16 protein-coding genes are annotated in these 15,405 nt (G+C 64.3%); 5 read left to right on the top strand and 11 right to left on the bottom strand.

Features of this window, described 5'->3' with window-relative positions; all coding sequences use genetic code 11:
• Window position 1: 1 nt before the first annotated feature.
• From LB555_RS25295 to LB555_RS25280, 4 genes are read right to left on the bottom strand one after another with little or no spacing between them, the layout of a single operon-like run.
• Window positions 2-427 carry a DUF1178 family protein gene (locus tag LB555_RS25295; protein WP_140720285.1) on the bottom strand — a complete coding sequence of 142 codons (426 nt, stop codon included), beginning with the start codon at window positions 425-427 and terminating at the stop codon, window positions 2-4.
• Window positions 424-1,302, bottom strand: a complete 879-nt coding sequence (locus LB555_RS25290; RefSeq protein ID WP_224684050.1) for a carbon-nitrogen hydrolase family protein — start codon at window positions 1,300-1,302, stop codon at window positions 424-426. Before LB555_RS25290 ends, LB555_RS25295 begins: the two co-directional genes overlap by 4 nt.
• Before the next feature lie 10 nt (window positions 1,303-1,312).
• Entirely contained in the window at window positions 1,313-1,582 is a 270-nt protein-coding gene (grxC, locus tag LB555_RS25285) for a glutaredoxin 3 (protein WP_127280365.1), read from the bottom strand.
• Between the two features lie 25 nt (window positions 1,583-1,607).
• A complete protein-coding gene (locus tag LB555_RS25280) occupies window positions 1,608-2,420 on the bottom strand; it encodes a ComF family protein (RefSeq protein WP_015315592.1) in 813 nt (270 codons plus the stop codon).
• Window positions 2,421-2,486: 66 nt separating this feature from the next.
• Here LB555_RS25280 and LB555_RS25275 point away from each other — a divergent pair, with 66 nt between their 5' ends.
• The gene (locus LB555_RS25275) at window positions 2,487-3,359 is read left to right on the top strand and encodes a methyltransferase domain-containing protein (protein WP_140713095.1); all 873 of its coding nucleotides are present in this window, start codon (window positions 2,487-2,489) and stop codon (window positions 3,357-3,359) included.
• 20 nt (window positions 3,360-3,379) lie between these two features.
• Here LB555_RS25275 and LB555_RS25270 read toward each other — a convergent pair whose 3' ends face one another.
• The 5 genes from LB555_RS25270 to argJ form a co-directional block, all read right to left on the bottom strand.
• On the bottom strand, window positions 3,380-3,559 hold the full coding sequence (locus tag LB555_RS25270) for a Flp family type IVb pilin (RefSeq protein WP_015315590.1): 180 nt from the start codon (window positions 3,557-3,559) through the stop codon (window positions 3,380-3,382).
• Between the two features lie 110 nt (window positions 3,560-3,669).
• On the bottom strand, window positions 3,670-3,984 hold the full coding sequence (locus tag LB555_RS25265) for a hypothetical protein (RefSeq protein WP_015315589.1): 315 nt from the start codon (window positions 3,982-3,984) through the stop codon (window positions 3,670-3,672).
• Between the two features lie 121 nt (window positions 3,985-4,105).
• Window positions 4,106-4,528 (bottom strand): (deoxy)nucleoside triphosphate pyrophosphohydrolase, encoded by a 423-nt coding sequence (locus tag LB555_RS25260; protein WP_224684049.1) that lies wholly within the window; start codon window positions 4,526-4,528, stop codon window positions 4,106-4,108.
• 8 nt (window positions 4,529-4,536) lie between these two features.
• Window positions 4,537-5,289, bottom strand: coding sequence for a GNAT family N-acetyltransferase (locus tag LB555_RS25255; protein WP_224684059.1), 753 nt, complete (start codon window positions 5,287-5,289; stop codon window positions 4,537-4,539).
• A gap of 29 nt (window positions 5,290-5,318) precedes the next feature.
• On the bottom strand, window positions 5,319-6,560 hold the full coding sequence (gene argJ / locus LB555_RS25250; RefSeq protein ID WP_015315586.1) for a bifunctional glutamate N-acetyltransferase/amino-acid acetyltransferase ArgJ: 1,242 nt from the start codon (window positions 6,558-6,560) through the stop codon (window positions 5,319-5,321).
• Window positions 6,561-6,781: 221 nt separating this feature from the next.
• Here argJ and LB555_RS25245 point away from each other — a divergent pair, with 221 nt between their 5' ends.
• Complete coding sequence (locus tag LB555_RS25245; RefSeq protein WP_224684048.1) at window positions 6,782-7,381, top strand: TetR/AcrR family transcriptional regulator; 600 nt, start codon at window positions 6,782-6,784, stop codon at window positions 7,379-7,381.
• 59 nt (window positions 7,382-7,440) lie between these two features.
• Here LB555_RS25245 and LB555_RS25240 read toward each other — a convergent pair whose 3' ends face one another.
• Window positions 7,441-8,349, bottom strand: coding sequence for a peptidylprolyl isomerase (locus tag LB555_RS25240; RefSeq protein ID WP_140823953.1), 909 nt, complete (start codon window positions 8,347-8,349; stop codon window positions 7,441-7,443).
• A 261-nt stretch (window positions 8,350-8,610) separates the two neighbouring features.
• Between LB555_RS25240 and secA the strand changes: the two genes are divergently transcribed.
• A complete protein-coding gene (secA, locus tag LB555_RS25235; protein WP_015315583.1) occupies window positions 8,611-11,343 on the top strand; it encodes a preprotein translocase subunit SecA in 2,733 nt (910 codons plus the stop codon).
• Window positions 11,344-11,399: 56 nt separating this feature from the next.
• On the opposite strand, the gene LB555_RS25230 is transcribed toward secA, so the two are convergent.
• On the bottom strand, window positions 11,400-13,985 hold the full coding sequence (locus tag LB555_RS25230) for a helix-turn-helix transcriptional regulator (RefSeq protein WP_140720275.1): 2,586 nt from the start codon (window positions 13,983-13,985) through the stop codon (window positions 11,400-11,402).
• 213 nt (window positions 13,986-14,198) lie between these two features.
• On the opposite strand from LB555_RS25230, the gene LB555_RS25225 reads away from it, so the two are divergent.
• Together LB555_RS25225 and LB555_RS25220 are read left to right on the top strand one after the other, a co-directional pair.
• The gene (locus tag LB555_RS25225) at window positions 14,199-14,471 is read left to right on the top strand and encodes a DUF4242 domain-containing protein (RefSeq protein WP_023770749.1); all 273 of its coding nucleotides are present in this window, start codon (window positions 14,199-14,201) and stop codon (window positions 14,469-14,471) included.
• A 427-nt stretch (window positions 14,472-14,898) separates the two neighbouring features.
• Window positions 14,899-15,396 (top strand): hypothetical protein, encoded by a 498-nt coding sequence (locus LB555_RS25220; RefSeq protein ID WP_224684047.1) that lies wholly within the window; start codon window positions 14,899-14,901, stop codon window positions 15,394-15,396.
• Window positions 15,397-15,405: the final 9 nt, after the last annotated feature.

The following is a 15,405-nucleotide window of genomic DNA, read 5'->3' as shown; positions in this document are numbered from 1 at the left end:
CTCAGTTCCGGTCATCCGGAAACACCGGGATCGGCATGAACTCGACGCCATCCTCGGCCAGGCTCTTGGCCTCTTCCAGCGTCGCCTCGCCATAGATGCCGCGCGCATCGGCTTCGCCGAAATGGATCTTGCGCGCTTCCTCGGCGAACTTGTCGCCGACATAGTCGGCGTTTTCGCGCACCTTCTCGGCCATCGCCTTCAGCTGCGCCAGCGCCTGCTTCTGCGCCTCGCCCATGGCAAGCGCTATGGTTTCCTGCTTGCGGGCCGTGGAAACGGCCGGGGCCATCAGCGCCTTCTCGACCTTGTGCGAGCCGCAGCTGGGGCAATCGACAAAACCGCGCTTCTTCTGCGTGTCGAAATCGTCATTGCTGCGAAACCAACCCTCGAACTCATGCTCGTTTTCGCAGATCAGGGAAAAGCGGATCAAGATGCGGCGCCCCTGAGACGCGGCCCCTCGCCGGTATTGATGGTGAAATCCCGCGCATTCCTGAGATTGGGGATCTTCTTGCGCGCGGCAAGCGACTGCGCCGGGTCGATCTCCGCGACAATCACCGCTGGCTCGTCATGCGCGGCTTCGGCGATGATGCGGCCCCACGGATCGACGATCAGCGAATGCCCATAGGTCTCGCGGCCGTCCTCGTGCAGGCCGCCTTGCGCGGCGGCGACGACATAGGCGCCGTTCTCAATGGCGCGTGCCCTGAGCAGCACATGCCAATGCGCTTCGCCGGTCTGGCGGGTGAAGGCCGCGGGCACGGTCAGCACCTCGGCGCCGGCCATCGCTTCGGCACGGAACAATTGCGGAAAACGCAGGTCGTAGCAGACGGCAAAGCCTAGTCTCGCATCGTTGATCGGAATAACGACGGCTTCGGTCCCCGGCTCATAGGCGGCGGATTCGCGCCAGCTTTCGCCGTTATCGAGGTCGACGTCGAACATGTGGATCTTGTCGTAGGTGGCGAGCGTCGCGCCATCGGGTCCGAACAGGAGCGCGCGGTTGGCGAGCTTGCCGTCGGCGCGCAGTATGGCGGTCGAGCCAACGTGCAGGAAGATGCCGAGCTCACTGGCGAGCTTCCGCGCGGTTGCGACAACGATGTCCTTGTCCTGCGAGGTGAAGGAGGCGGCACGCGCTTCCTTGTCGCGGATCAGCGCGCCGGTCATCTCCGGCGTCTGGATATAGGTCGCGCCCTGGCCCGCGGCCTCGCGCACCAGCCGCTCCATATCGGCCGCATTGCGCTCGGGGCTCTCGCCTGAACGCATCTGCACTGCCGCCGCCTTGAAAACACCCGCCGTCTTGAAAACACCCATTGTCATACCCTCAAATCGACGAGCCGTTGGCGAGCAGTTTGTCCAGTCGGCCTTCTGCCTCCAGATCATGGAGGTCGTCGCAGCCACCGACATGTGTGTCGCCTATGAAAATCTGCGGAAAGGTCGTGCGCCCGTGAGCTCGCGACATCATCTCCTGGCGCAGTTCCGGAGAGAAGGAAGCGTCGTGCTCGGTATAGGCGACGCCTTTGCGCTCCAGCAACCGCTTGGCCGCCGTGCAGTAGCCGCACATCATGCGCGTATAGATCGTGACATCGACCATGACGAATTCCGCTTCCGTTGCCGACTTATATAGTCACGGACTCGTCCGCCCGGAAGTCCCCCGGCAACACACGGGCAAAGGTCAGCACGTCGACGGCGGCCGCACCTCCCCTTTTCAGCGCCTTGGTGGCGGCACGCACGGTGGCGCCGGTGGTGTAGACATCGTCGATCAGAAGCACCCTGCGGCCGGCAATCTCGATCTCGGCCTCTGCCGGCACGCGAAAGGCGGCGCGTACGTTTTCCTCGCGCTCCTGCCGCTCCAGTCCGACCTGCTGGCGGGTGAGTTTCACGCGCCGCATGGCGGAGGGCGAGAAAGGCAGCCCGCTGAGCTCGCAAACCGCGCGCGCCAGTTCCGCCGATTGATTGAACCGCCGCCTGAAAAAACGGCGCCAATGCAGCGGCACCGGCACCACCACATCCGCGTCGGCGATGAGCTCGGCGCCCACACGGACCATCCAGCGCGCCATCCAGGGTGCGAGATCCGTGCGGTCCTGGTATTTCAGCCCTTGCACCATCTGGCGGGCAACGCCGGAGTAGACGACCGCGGCCCGTGCCCGTTCGAAGGGAGGCGGATCCGCGATCGCCTCCGCCGACAGAAAACCATCGCCCATGTGATGGGTGAACGGCGTGCCCATCACCGGACACCAGGGCCGCTCCAGCAGCCGCAGCTTCGGCCAGCAGCCGCCGCACAACACACCGGGCTGCGAGACCTGCCGGCGGCAACCGGCGCAGACCGGCGGAAACAGGATGCGCGCCGGCCAGCCCAGAGCCGACCGTGCAGCAGACCCGGCCAGCTTCCTGATCTCGACGGACTTGATCTTGGGCATCGGATCGGCCACGTGATTGGTTCCTCGGCGCCACCAATACCAATCACATCAAGGCGCCGACATACAAGGATCAATCCCTTGCAGCCTATAATGGACACCTCTCTGTGGCTGGCGCACAAGCGGCGCGCGCTCATCCATCCGGTTGACGGCGCCGACTTCCTCATGCGCCGTGCCGCCGAGGATCTCGCCGACCGGCTGGGCGCCGTCGAGCGAAAGTTCGCCAAGGCGGCGGTGCTGTTTTGCCAGACATCGGCCGCGGCCGATGTCCTTGCGCGGAGCGGCAAGGTGGCGGATCTCGCCCGTGTCGAGACGGCCGCGGCTTTCCTGAACGGTGCCGCCGGCCTGATTGCGCCGCCGGAGACCGTCCCGTTCGAGCCGCAAAGTCTTGATCTGGTGGTATCGCTTTTGTCGCTGCAGGCGATGAACGACATCCCGGGCATGTTGATCCAGATCCGTCGCGCGCTGCGGCCGGACGGACTTTTTCTCGGCGCTTTCGCAGGCGCCGGCACGCTTGCGGAACTGCGCGAAAGCCTGCTTGCCGCCGAGACAGAGCTCTACGGCGGCGTCAGCCCTCGCGTCATCCCCTTCACCGACGTACGCGATGCCGGTGCGTTGCTGCAGCGCGCCGGTTTCGCGCTGCCGGTCGCCGACGTCGAGACGGTGACGGTGCGCTATGCCAACCCGTTTGCCCTGATGGCGGATCTGCGTGCCATGGGCGAAACCAACGCGCTGGCCGATCGCAGCCGGCGGCCGGGCACGCGCCAGCTGTTTGCCCGCGCCGCGGAAATCTACGCCGAACGCTTTTCCGACCCCGACGGTCGTATCAGGGCAAGCTTCTCGACGGTCTGGATGTCCGGCTGGGCGCCCGATGCATCGCAGCAAAAGCCGCTGAAACCCGGTTCAGCCAAGGTTTCGCTGAAGACTATACTGGAGGGACCTGATGGGCATTGACCTATTCGCAGGCACCAGCCTCATTGCGCAAAGGCGTTGGCAAGCCTGCTGGAGTTGTCGCTGAACAGCCAGGTCAGCGAGTTGAAGACCTGGCCGATACCGCCGATGATCGTCAACGATAGCACGGCAATGATCAGACCGTATTCGACGACCGTGGCGCCGTTTTCGTCCTCCAGAAAACGCACCAGCACTGTTTTCATGACCTCGATCCCCGTTGCCGAAACTTTTACCGCGGATCTGTTAAGAAAGGTTAACGGCAAAGGCTTAACAGGCGGTGAAGTCGCCGACCGTCGGAAATGTCCTGGCCTTGTCAGCAGTCGCCACTGCTTTTGCCATCGGAACGGATAATGCAGACGCCTCCCGGATCGGCCTGCAGCACGCTGCGGCGTACCGTATAGGTGCTGCGATGGCTGATCGAACCGGTAGCCGTCATGTCCAGGCCGGGGAAACCGTCGCGGGCCGTTTGCGAACGCGCCTGGCTGTCGAGGAAAGGGGTCGCGATCAACGCCAGCGCCACGGCGGCCGATCCGAACAGCAGCGTGAGGCGCAGGACGCCCATGCCCGCATCAGCGACACGAAAGCCGCGCTCGGGCCGGATCGAATCCCAATCCCTGTCCAGGCTCATTCTATCGCTCCCCAGCGAAATGACGGCGGCCGCACGAAAAAACGGCCATGCATCAATTTTTCATGATGAGATAAATCTTCCATTAACGCTGGCTGATATGGACGGTGGTCCAATCAAATCCTCAAAGGAGATCGATCAGGAAGGGGATCAATGGCGCATCGGCCGGCGGCATCGGATAGTCGCGCATCTGTTTGGGCCGCACCCATTTCAGCGCCTGCCCTTCCCTTGGCTGGGCGATGCCGCGGAAGCGGCGGCAGACAAAAAGCGGCATCAGCAAGTGGAAGTCGTCATAGGAATGGCTGGCGAAGGTCAACGGCGCCAGGCATGGGATATCGGTCTCGATACCGATCTCCTCCTGCAGTTCACGGATAAGGCATTGTTCCGGCGTCTCGCCGGCCTCGACCTTGCCGCCGGGAAACTCCCACAGGCCTGCGAGTTGCTTGCCTTGCGGCCGCTGCGCCAGCAGCACCCGACCATCGGCATCGACCAGCGCGCAAGCGGCGACCAGAAGCAGGCGCTTGCCGCTGGATTGCACATCATTCATGCCCGATTTCACCCATGAACAGCGGGCCGGCGGTAGTGGTAGCGATAGACTTCCTCGAAGCCGAGCGCGCGGTAGAGCGCCAGCGCCGGCGCGTTGCCAGCCTCGACCTGCAGCCAGGCTTCCCGTGCGCCGCGCAGCCTCGCCCATTTCAGCGCCGACAGGATCAGGTTGCGGCCGTGGCCCTTGTTGCGCGCCGCCTTGTCGGTAGCGACCTCGAACAGGCCGGCCAGATCGCCGTCATGCACGCAGATCAGCGTCGCCAGCGGCTCCGTCCCATCCTCGAGTGCGAACAGCCCGGCTTCAGGCTGGATAGCGCCGATGATCTCCGACAGGCCCGGCCGCAGCGACACGTCCGAGCCGCTGACCTTGAGCAATGCGCCGATGAAGCGGCTGATGTCCTTGAGCGGGATCTGGTCCATGGCGGCGTCGAGCTGCGCGTCGGCCAGCGGCAGCCGCATGACCAGCGATTCGTCGAACCGACTCCAGCCCTCCTTGTCGAGATGACTGGCAAGATCGGGACCCGACAATGGCGACATGCGGAACGTCAGCGGCCGGCCGTACGCGTCGAAACGGCGGCTCGCGCGGCCGATGCGGTCGGCGATGTGCTGGATGTCGCCGGGATCGAGCGGATTGACCGAGTTGAGCCGCTTGGCCGGATGACCGGCGGTCAGGCGCACCACCCAGGTGCCGTCATAGTGGATGGCGGCCGCGGGCCAGGCGCGAAAGCCGGCCGCCTCGTAGCGGCGCACGGTCGCGAGCATGCTTGCGGGATGACGCGAAACCAAGGCGATCAGCTCCGGTAGTCGCCATTGATGGCGACATATTCCTTGGTGAGATCGCAGGTCCACACCGTCGCCTTGCCGCGGCCGATGCCGATATCGGCGCGAATGCGGATGTCGTCGCGCTTCATATAGGCCGAGGTCTTTTCTTCCGAATAGCTGGGGTCGCGCTCACCCTCATGCGCCAGCCTGTTGTCGCCGAACCAGATCGACAGCCGGTCGCGATCCGCGGGCTCGCCGGCCTTGCCGACGGCCATGACGACGCGGCCCCAATTGGCGTCCTCGCCGGCGACCGCCGTCTTGACCAGCGGCGAATTGGCGATCGACAGCGCAATGCGTTTGGCCGAGCGGGCCGACTTGGCCCCGGTGACGGTGACCTCGACCTGCTTGCGTGCGCCCTCGCCGTCGCGCACCACCTGCAACGCCAGCGACTTCAGCACCTTGCCGAGCGCCCGGCGGAACTGGCCAAGGCGGGCGTCCCTGGGATCGGTGATCTCGGGCGCGCCGCGCTTTGCCGCCTTGCCGGTGGCAAACAACAGCAGCGTGTCGCTGGTCGAGGTATCGCTGTCCACGGTGACAGCATTGAACGTCTTGGCCGTGCCGCGCGACAACAGGTCCTGCAGGACAGGAGCCGCGATCGGCGCGTCGGTGGCGATGAAGGACAGCATCGTCGCCATGTCGGGCGCGATCATGCCGGCGCCTTTGGAAATGCCATTGATGGTCACATCGGCGTCGCCGAGCTTGACCGTCGCCGTCGCCACTTTCGGATACGTATCCGTGGTCATGATGGCCTTTGCCGCCTCTGTCCACAGGTCCGGCTTGCCGTCGCTGACCAGCCCGGCGAGCAGATGGCTGAACTTGGCCGTGTCGAGCGGTTCGCCGATGACGCCGGTCGAGGCCAGGAAAACCTCGCCTGCCGTGCAGCCCGCGGCCTTCGCCGCCGCTTCGCCCGTCAGCGCTGTGGATTCGCGGCCCTTCTGCCCGGTGAAGGCGTTGGCGTTGCCGGAATTGACGACCAGCACCCGCGCCTTGCCCGAGCCAAGGTTCTGGCGGCAGAAATCAACCGGCGCCGAGGGACATTTCGACCTGGTGAACACGCCGGCGACCGCGGTGCCTGCATCGAACACCATGGCCAGCAGGTCGGTGCGGCCCTTGTACTTTATCCCTGCTTCGGCGGTGGCGATGCGCACCCCTTCGATTTCTGGCATTTTGGGGTATTTCTTCGGCGCAAGCGGGGAAATCGTCGTGGACATGCAGACCTCGGGCGCGAAAATCGCAAGGGAAGGCCGGTTTGCCCGATACGGCGAGCCGGTGCAAGCGCGTTTTCGTCGCTCCCGCGGAGGGCAAACCCGTTCAGGATCAAGCTTGCATTTCAAATCTGTTGGCGTCGCCGGGGTCCGTGGCGCTATGATCTTCCACATTGGCAGGCGGGATCACTTATCGTTGCCAGCGAATTGAAACGGGGACGACAGGCATGGCCGAGGAGGTGGATACGGCGCGCAGATCGATCGGTGCGCGGCGCAATCCCGACAGCGCGGACGCCATTCTGGAGGCGGCCGAGGCAGTGCTGGTCGAAGGCGGCTATGCCGGCTTCTCGATCGAGGCCGTGGCGCGCCGCGCGCGCGCCGGCAAGCCGACCATCTATCGCTGGTGGCCAAGCAAGGCGGCATTGCTGCTCGAAGTCTATCAGCGCCAGAAACGCGTCGACATCCCAGACAGCGGAAGCTTGGAAGAAGACCTCGTCGGCTTCCTGAAAAACCTGTTCGCGCATTGGCGCGACACGCCTTCGGGCAGCGTGTACAGGTCGCTGATTGCCGAGGCGCAATCGGACGAGACCGCCGGCGCGGCGCTCGCCGGCTATGCCACGGGGCGCCGGACTCACAACAGCCAGATCGTGGACCGCGCCAAGGCAAGGGGTGAAATTGCCGACGATATCGATTCAGAGGTGGTCGCCGATCTGATCGGGTCCTTCGCCTGGAAGCATCTTTTGACCAACCGCCTCGACGTGAATGAAGCCACGATACGAACCGCTGTTGGCTATGTCACGCGAGGCATCGTCACGCCCAGGCGCTAAAAAACGGCAAAAAAATAGGCGCGGCGAGCAATCACTCGCCGCGCCTTCACGATTGCGTCCTACTTGGCGCTTTCCAGCGTGTCGACGGCCTTCTTCAGATTGGCGTCGGGGATCTCGACCTTGGCGCCGGCGCGAAGCGACTTGACCAGCGCGAAATACTTGTCGCGGATGACCGCCTGCTTGGCCTGGTCCTTGACGTCGTCGAAGGCCGGCGGCTGCTTGGCGCGCTTGTCCTCGAGCTTGATGACATGCCAGCCGAACTGCGTCTGCACCGGCTCCTTGGTGTATTTGCCGACCTCGAGCGCGAAGGCCGCCTTGTCGAACTCCGGCACCATCTGGCCAGGTCCGAACCAGCCGAGATCGCCGCCATTGGACTTGCCCGAGGGATCGCTGGTGTGCTCGTTGGCGAGCTTCTGGAAATCACCGCCGCCGTCGAGCTGCTTGATGATCGCCTCGGCCTCTTCCTTCGTCTTCACGAGGATGTGACGGGCATGCACCTCGTTGACCGGCGGCGTGTTGGCGATTTCCTGGTCGTAGCGGGCGCGAACCTCGGCGTCGGTGACCTTGTCGACCACACCCTTCTCGACCATCTCGCCATGCAGCGCGCGCTGCTGCAGGAAAGCCATGCGGCGCTGGAAGTCAGGATCCTTGTCGAGACCGTCGGTGACGGCCTTGGCCGCCATGACGCGGATTTCGATGGCCGCCGAAAGTGCCGCGGCGCGGCGCTGCTCGGGCGGCAACTGCGCGAACTGCTGCGACAGCTCGCCTTCGGCAAGCACCAGATCGGCTTCGGTCAAGGGCTGGCCGTTGACGGTGGCGATCACCGTATTCGGGTCGACTGGCGCCGCGGCCGGGGCGGCCGGAGCGGGAGCGGTCTCCTGCGCCGTGACAGGCGACAGGCAAAGAGCCGACAGGCCGAGGGCCAGGCCAAGACTGGCAAGCGACGCACGGCTGAACAACAAGGACATAAGGATGACTCCGGTCAGGGATTGTAGGGAGGGTGGCTTCCAGATCAGCCAGATTGTGGCGGAATTTGGCGCGACCGGCAGGGCCAGCGCGGCGTTGACATCAGTTGAGCCCCCTCTTATCTGTCCATCGACTTGGCGTCCAGAACCGTTTTCCGGGCGCTTTTTGTGTTTGCCCGTATTCAGGCGGTGCGTTCACGTGGATGTGATGGGGCCGCCCGGCGCCTGTCTCAAGATTGAGAATTCTATCGAAAGGACCATTGGATGGTCAGTCTCGGCGGTCTCGCCCGTAAGGTTTTCGGTTCCTCCAACGACCGTCGGGTCAAATCGACCCGCCCCCGTGTCGAGGCGATCAACGCCATGGAAAACGAGATGCGGGCGCTCTCCGATGCCGAGCTTGCCGGCCGCACGGAAAAATTTCGCCAGGATATCGCCAACGGCGCCAGCCTCGACGATCTGCTGATCCCAGCCTTCGCAACCGCCCGCGAGGCCGCGCGCCGCGTGCTTGGCATGCGCCCCTTCGACGTCCAGCTGATCGGCGGCATGGTGCTGCACAATGGCGGCATCGCCGAGATGCGCACCGGCGAGGGCAAGACCCTGGTCGCGACGCTGCCGGTCTATCTCAACGCGCTCGCCGGCAACGGCGTCCATGTCGTTACCGTCAACGACTACCTCGCCACCCGCGACTCCGAATGGATGGGCCGCGTCTACAAGTTCCTCGGCCTCTCGGTCGGCGTTATCGTCCACGGCCTGTCGGACGAGGAGCGTCGCGTCGCCTACGCCTCCGACGTCACCTACGCCACCAACAATGAGCTCGGCTTCGACTATCTGCGCGACAACATGAAGTACGAGCGCGCCCAGATGGTGCAGCGCGGTCACAATTACGCGATCGTCGACGAGGTCGATTCCATTCTGGTCGACGAAGCGCGCACGCCGCTGATCATTTCCGGTCCGCTCGAGGACCGTTCGGAAATGTACAACACCATCGATACCTTCATCATCCAGCTGCAGCCGCAGGATTATGAGATCGACGAGAAGCAGAAGACCTCGATCTTTACGGAGGAAGGCACCGAGAAGCTGGAGAACATGCTGCGCGATGCCGACCTGCTCAAGGGCGAGTCGCTCTACGATGTCGAGAACGTCGCTATCGTCCACCACGTCAACAACGCGCTGAAGGCGCACCGGCTGTTCCAGCGCGACAAGGACTACATCGTGCGCAACGGCGAGATCGTCATCATCGACGAGTTCACCGGCCGCATGATGCCCGGCCGCCGCTATTCGGAAGGCCTGCACCAGGCGCTTGAAGCCAAGGAACACGTGGCGATCCAGCCGGAGAACCAGACGCTTGCTTCCGTCACCTTCCAGAACTACTTCCGCCTCTACAAGAAGCTTTCCGGCATGACCGGCACGGCGCTGACCGAAGCCGAGGAATTCGGCAACATCTACGGTCTCGAAGTCACCGAGATCCCGACCAACCTGCCGGTCATCCGCAAGGACGAGGACGACGAGGTCTACCGGACGGTCGAGGAGAAGTACAAGGCGATCGTCAGGGAGATCCGCGAAGCCAGCGCCAAGGGCCAGCCGACACTGGTCGGCACGACCTCGATCGAAAAGTCCGAGCAGTTGGCCGAGCGCCTGCGCAAGGAAGGCTTCACGGATTTCGAGGTTCTGAACGCCCGCCATCACGAGCGGGAAGCGGCAATCGTCGCCCAGGCGGGCAAGCCCGGCGCCATCACCATAGCCACCAACATGGCCGGCCGCGGCACCGACATCAAGCTCGGCGGCAATGCCGAGATGCGCATTGCCGAGGAGCTGGGCGACATGCCGGAAGGCCCCGAACGCGAAGCGCGCGAAAAGGAAATCAATGCCGACGTCGAGCGCCTGAAGGAAAAGGCGCTGGCCGCCGGCGGCCTCTACGTGCTTGCCACCGAGCGCCATGAATCGCGCCGCATCGACAATCAGCTCAGAGGCCGCTCTGGCCGCCAGGGCGACCCCGGCCGATCGAAATTCTTCCTGTCGCTGCAGGACGATCTGATGCGCATCTTCGGCTCCGAGCGCATGGACGGCATGCTGCAGAAGCTCGGCCTCAAGGAAGACGAGGCCATCATCCATCCCTGGATCAACAAGGCGCTGGAAAAGGCGCAGAAGAAGGTCGAGGCGCGCAACTTCGACATCCGCAAGAACCTGTTGAAATATGACGACGTCTCCAACGACCAGCGCAAGGTGGTGTTCGAGCAGCGCATCGAGCTGATGGACGGCGAGGGCCTTTCGGAGACCATCGGCGAGATGCGCGCGGGCGTCATCGACGAGATCGTCGCCAAGGCCATTCCCGAAAACGCCTATGCCGAACAGTGGGATGTCGCCGGCCTGAAGGCCGAGGTCGCCGAATTCCTCAATCTCGACCTGCCGATCGAGGATTGGGTCAAGGAAGAAGGCATCGCCGAGGACGACATCCGCGAGCGCATCTCTCAAGCCGCCGACGCCGCGGCAAAAGAACGCGCCGACCGTTTCGGTCCCGAGGTGATGAACTATGTCGAGCGCTCCGTGGTGCTGCAGACGCTCGACCATCTGTGGCGCGAACACATCGTCAATCTCGACCATCTGCGTTCGGTCGTCGGCTTCCGCGGCTACGCCCAGCGCGATCCGCTGCAGGAATACAAGAGCGAGGCGTTCGAGCTGTTCCAGGCGATGCTCGGCAATCTGCGCCAGGCCGTCACCGCGCAGCTGATGCGCGTCGAACTGGTCCGCCAGGCCGCCGAAGCGCCGCCGCCTGAAGCGCCCGACATGTTCGGCACGCATATTGACGGCACTACCGGCGAGAATGATTTCGAAGGCGGCGAAACGGCCCTTCTGGTACGCCAGGAAAGCACCGCCATCGTCGCTCCCGAGGACCGCGACCCTAACAACCCCGCAACCTGGGGCAAGGTCGGCCGCAACGAAGCCTGCCCCTGCGGCTCCGGCAAGAAATACAAGCACTGCCACGGGACTTTCGCGTAAAGACCTGCAGGATCGGTGTTCCCCGGACTTCTGATCCGGGGGCGGCTCCCATATTGTCAGATCAGCCCGGAATCGCGCGCCGCGGCGGTTGCCTCGCCGCGCGAAACGGCGTCCAGCTTGCCCAGCACCGCTGAGACATGATGATCGACGGTCTTCGGTGAGATGGTTAGGTGCTCGGCGATTCTCTTATTGGAGAAACCGCGCTCGATCAGGTGCAGAACCTCCATTTGGCGGAGCGTCAGGCCAGCGTGATTGGCGCGTGTGCTCTGCCGCGGTCCCCTGGCGATGTTATGGACGCCATTCTGCCGCATGACGGCGCGGACGTGCTGGGCCACCGGCCGGGCACCGAGCCCTTCGAATATGTCCAGAGCCAGGCGCAGCGCCGGCTCGTCGCCGTACAACAGGGCGAGCGCCCGTTCGAACGGAGCGCCCAGCCGGGCCCACAGCATCGCGGCACCACGCCAGTCGCCGGTGAGCAGCAGGCGATAGGGCTCCGCCATGCCGGTCGTGTCGCCAGGACTGCTTTCAGGTGACAAGAGCAGCCGCCAGACGGCCAACTCGGCGAACATTGCCCTCGTCGGCGACAGGCTTTCGGCCAGGTCGATCAGGCGAAGTGCCTCTTCGGTGTCGCCTTGCCCGAGCCATGCCAGTTCGGCCATCGACGCCGTGTAGGGGACCAGCCGCTGCAGCTCCATTCCTTTGTCTAGGAACCGCTTCATTTCGTCCAGCAAGGGCGCGGCCGGATCGCCTCGTCTTATGCGCAATTTCGCCAGCGCGACCAAGGATGGGTAACGCACCAGGGCCGTGGTCGCACTATCGTCGATGACGTCGTGAGCCATCGCGGCCGCATCGTCCCAAAGGCCGCGTCGCAAAAGCAATTGCGCCTGCACGCCCCGCATATAGTCGCGCCAGGTCGCGAGGTCATTCTCGACGCAATAGGCAATGCCCCGGTCGAGAAAGGATTGCGCCCGGACAAGGTCGAGCTGGTTCATTTCGGCGCAGGCGCAATTGGTGAAGCCGCGTGCGGCGTGCTCCTGGAAATTCTGCCCGAGCGCGATGTCAAGGCTGCGGGCGAGATGCAGACGGCCCTTGGCCAGGTCAAGCCACTGCTCGGCGGAGCCAAGATTGTTGAGCGCATGACAGACTATCTCCGGCTTGTTCAACCGTTCGGCCAAACCGACTGCCTTGCAGCCGAGCAGCAGGGTCTCGTCGAGCTTCTCGGCCAGCATCGCCAGCTGCGAGAGATTGGAATAGGCCATGGCAAGCTCCGGACTGGCCGGCGCCTGTTCCAGCAACTCCACCGCCTGTGCCCCGAACAGGTCCGCCTGTTCTCGGTCACCCACCAGATAGGCGAAGCGCGACAGGCATCTGAGGCTGTCGCCCTCCCTGAGCGTGTCGCCCAACGCCTGCTGCAACCGCCGCGCCTGGCCCTGCGCCTCGATGGCCATATCGATGCGGCCGATCAGATGGCATTCAAAGGCATAGCCTTCGTAAAGCCTCGCCCGGTCGCCCATGGGCAGGCTGTCGGCGTGCCGCAGGGCGACCTCGTAATAGCCGGCCGCATCGCGATGCGCGCCGACGCGGGAAGCCTCGCGCGCCGCAAGCGGGGCAAGCTCGCGCACCGCTTCCAAATTCTGGGCCTCCACCGCATGGTGGACAAGTCTTGCCGTAGCCACCTCGGCGTTTTCCTGCAGTGCGGAAAGCGCGCGCTGGTTGAATTCGCGCCGATGGCTTGGGGTCAGCGCCATCTCGACGGCGCGACGGGCGATCTCGTGGCGGAAGGCATAGCCATCGCCGAGATCGTCGAGCAGGCCATTCGAGACACATTCCGCCAGTTGGCCCGCGCTGGCGACACCACAGAGGCCGCGCAGCGCCCAGACATCGGCGCGGCGTGGAAACACCGACACCGCGTCGAGCATCGAGCGCCCGCCCGGCGACAGGCGCTCGGCACGCGCCAGCACAGCGTCGCGGACGCTGGCCGGCGGGATCATCTCGCTTTCGGCAGCCAGCAACTCGGTGACGAAGAAGGCGTTGCCCGCGGTGGCGCGATAGATTGCGCTGCCGTCGCGGTTGGCGGCTTCGGCAAGCGACAACACCGCCGCTTCGCTAAGCAGCGGCACTTCGATACGCTGGACGTTGGCGGCCGGAATTTCACCGAGCACCCGACGCGCGCGCATCTGCCCTTCGCTGCGGTCGGTGCGTGCCGTGAACAGCACCAGCATATGCGTGTTGGCGATGCGTCGGCCCAGGAAACGGACGAAATCCAGGGTCGCGTCGTCGGCCCAGTGCATATCCTCGATGACCAGCAGGCCCGGCCGAGACCTCGCCTCGAAAACCTCGAGAGCGTCTGAAAACAGGGGCAGCCGCTGGCCTTGCCGGTCATCGATCGCCCGGGGCAGTGCCCACTGCGCATCCCGGGCCAGATCGTAGAGGGGTCCCAGCGGATCGGGGATCGACAGATCCTCGCAGGCGCTGCGGAATATGGAAACGTGCTGCCCAACACCGCTTACGAACGCCTCGACGAGTGCCGTCTTGCCGGCGCCGGCCTCACCCAGCAATGCCGCCACGCGGCCGCGACCGCGCGCCGCCGCCGCGAGCAGTTCCTCCAACTGATCAAGTTGCGCCTGCCGCTCCAGAAGCATCGTTACTGGCCCATGAGTATCGTCGTCTGCCCCATCCCCCAGGATACCCACGCTTCGGTATCCGCAGTGTGGCTCCGAGATCGAACGTCGAAAACATAGGGAATCGTCCCGCGAAATATGGGGAAAGGCTCCGATGCGCGCTTTCGAAGGCCATGGTTTTTCTCCGACCGCGCTCATTTCGAGCGTGAATCAATCGTAAAAGGAAGCCATTCCATGCCTCGCTATCTGATCGAACGGACATTCCCCGACGGACTCAACCTGCCGATGAACGACATCGGCGCAACGGCGCTTGGCGGCATCATCATGCGCAATGCCGAGAAGGGGGTCACCTGGGTGCAGTCCTTCGTCTCGCCCGACAAGAGCAAGAGTTTCTGCATCTACGACGCCCCCTCGCCGGAGGCCATCCGCAGCACGGCGCAGAAGAATTCCCTGCCGGTGGACAAGATCACGGAGGTGAGGGTCCTGGACCCCTACTTTTATCGCTGATCCAATGGAGCAAGGATGGTGCCATGAGCGTGAAATTGTCCTGGGCAATGATAGCGGGCGGTTTTCCCTGTTGTTCCCTCCCGAAACGGCCGCCGGCATGGCGTTCGACCCTGCACCCCACCGGCGCGGTCTCGCATCGCGGATTGTCTGCGCGCTGCTATCGCCATTGCGAGGCCGGCGCGGGCGCCTGCCTCCGCAAGACGATTATTTGAGACGGGACGTCGGTCTGCCGGAGCACGAGATGCGGCGGGACTACTGGGAATACTGGTGGTGGCACCAATGAGACCGCTGCCCGGCTAGACGGGATGGACGAGGATCGAACCCGTCCCGTACTGCCAATCCCATGCCGCGGGCGTCTGCAGCCAGGCCTGGCCTTGCTGGCCGGCCTGGGCGCCTGCCGGATCATCAACAATCAATGGAGAACAAAATGAACGTCAATTTCTGGCGCCTTGCCGCGCTGTTCATCACGTCGATCGCCTCCACCGCCGCATCGGCGGGGAAGGACAATCCGCTTGCCGACGAGGTGCGGGCGGCCAATAGCCGCTTCGCGAACGTCGCGGCGGCCACCGCCGAGGGCTATGCGCCGATTCCTTGCGCCAGTGGCATCACTGGCGGCGCCATGGGCATCCATTACGTCAATGGCGCCTATCTGAAGGACGATGCGATCGACGTCGCCAAGCCGGAGGCCGTGATGTACGAGCCGATGTCCGATGGCACGCTGAAGCTGGTGGCCGTCGAATACATCACAGCGAAGGGTCCGGCCTCGCTCGGAGGCCACTTGTTCAACTTCAACAGCGCTCCCAACCGCTATGGCCTCGGCCCTTTCTACGAACTTCATGTCTGGGCCTGGAAGCAGAACCCGACCGGCGCCTTCGCCGACATGAACCCGAACGTCTCGTGCGACGCCATGAAAAAGGCCGACTGACGGCGCCGC

The organism is Mesorhizobium sp. BR-1-1-10 (assembly GCF_020165595.1).
In the GTDB taxonomy this organism is placed as follows: Bacteria; Pseudomonadota; Alphaproteobacteria; order Rhizobiales; family Rhizobiaceae; genus Mesorhizobium; species Mesorhizobium australicum.
The sequence above is the reverse complement of the archived record's forward strand: the minus strand, read 5'-3'. Positions and strand labels throughout refer to the sequence as shown.

Bases quoted from the DNA above. Each gene is read 5' to 3' on its own strand.
- grxC (WP_127280365.1), bottom strand. From the start codon at position 1,582: ATGGTCGATGTCACGATCTATACGCGCATGATGTGCGGCTACTGCACG.
- LB555_RS25240 (WP_140823953.1), bottom strand. From the start codon at position 8,349: ATGTCCTTGTTGTTCAGCCGTGCGTCGCTTGCCAGTCTTGGCCTGGCC.
- LB555_RS25255 (WP_224684059.1), bottom strand. From the start codon at position 5,289: ATGCTCGCGACCGTGCGCCGCTACGAGGCGGCCGGCTTTCGCGCCTGG.
- LB555_RS25265 (WP_015315589.1), bottom strand. From the start codon at position 3,984: ATGAGCCTGGACAGGGATTGGGATTCGATCCGGCCCGAGCGCGGCTTT.
- LB555_RS25225 (WP_023770749.1), top strand. From the start codon at position 14,199: ATGCCTCGCTATCTGATCGAACGGACATTCCCCGACGGACTCAACCTG.
- LB555_RS25230 (WP_140720275.1), bottom strand. From the start codon at position 13,985: ATGCTTCTGGAGCGGCAGGCGCAACTTGATCAGTTGGAGGAACTGCTC.
- LB555_RS25290 (WP_224684050.1), bottom strand. From the start codon at position 1,302: ATGGGTGTTTTCAAGACGGCGGGTGTTTTCAAGGCGGCGGCAGTGCAG.
- secA (WP_015315583.1), top strand. From the start codon at position 8,611: ATGGTCAGTCTCGGCGGTCTCGCCCGTAAGGTTTTCGGTTCCTCCAAC.
- LB555_RS25270 (WP_015315590.1), bottom strand. From the start codon at position 3,559: ATGAAAACAGTGCTGGTGCGTTTTCTGGAGGACGAAAACGGCGCCACG.
- LB555_RS25245 (WP_224684048.1), top strand. From the start codon at position 6,782: ATGGCCGAGGAGGTGGATACGGCGCGCAGATCGATCGGTGCGCGGCGC.
- argJ (WP_015315586.1), bottom strand. From the start codon at position 6,560: ATGTCCACGACGATTTCCCCGCTTGCGCCGAAGAAATACCCCAAAATG.
- LB555_RS25220 (WP_224684047.1), top strand. From the start codon at position 14,899: ATGAACGTCAATTTCTGGCGCCTTGCCGCGCTGTTCATCACGTCGATC.
- LB555_RS25260 (WP_224684049.1), bottom strand. From the start codon at position 4,528: ATGAATGATGTGCAATCCAGCGGCAAGCGCCTGCTTCTGGTCGCCGCT.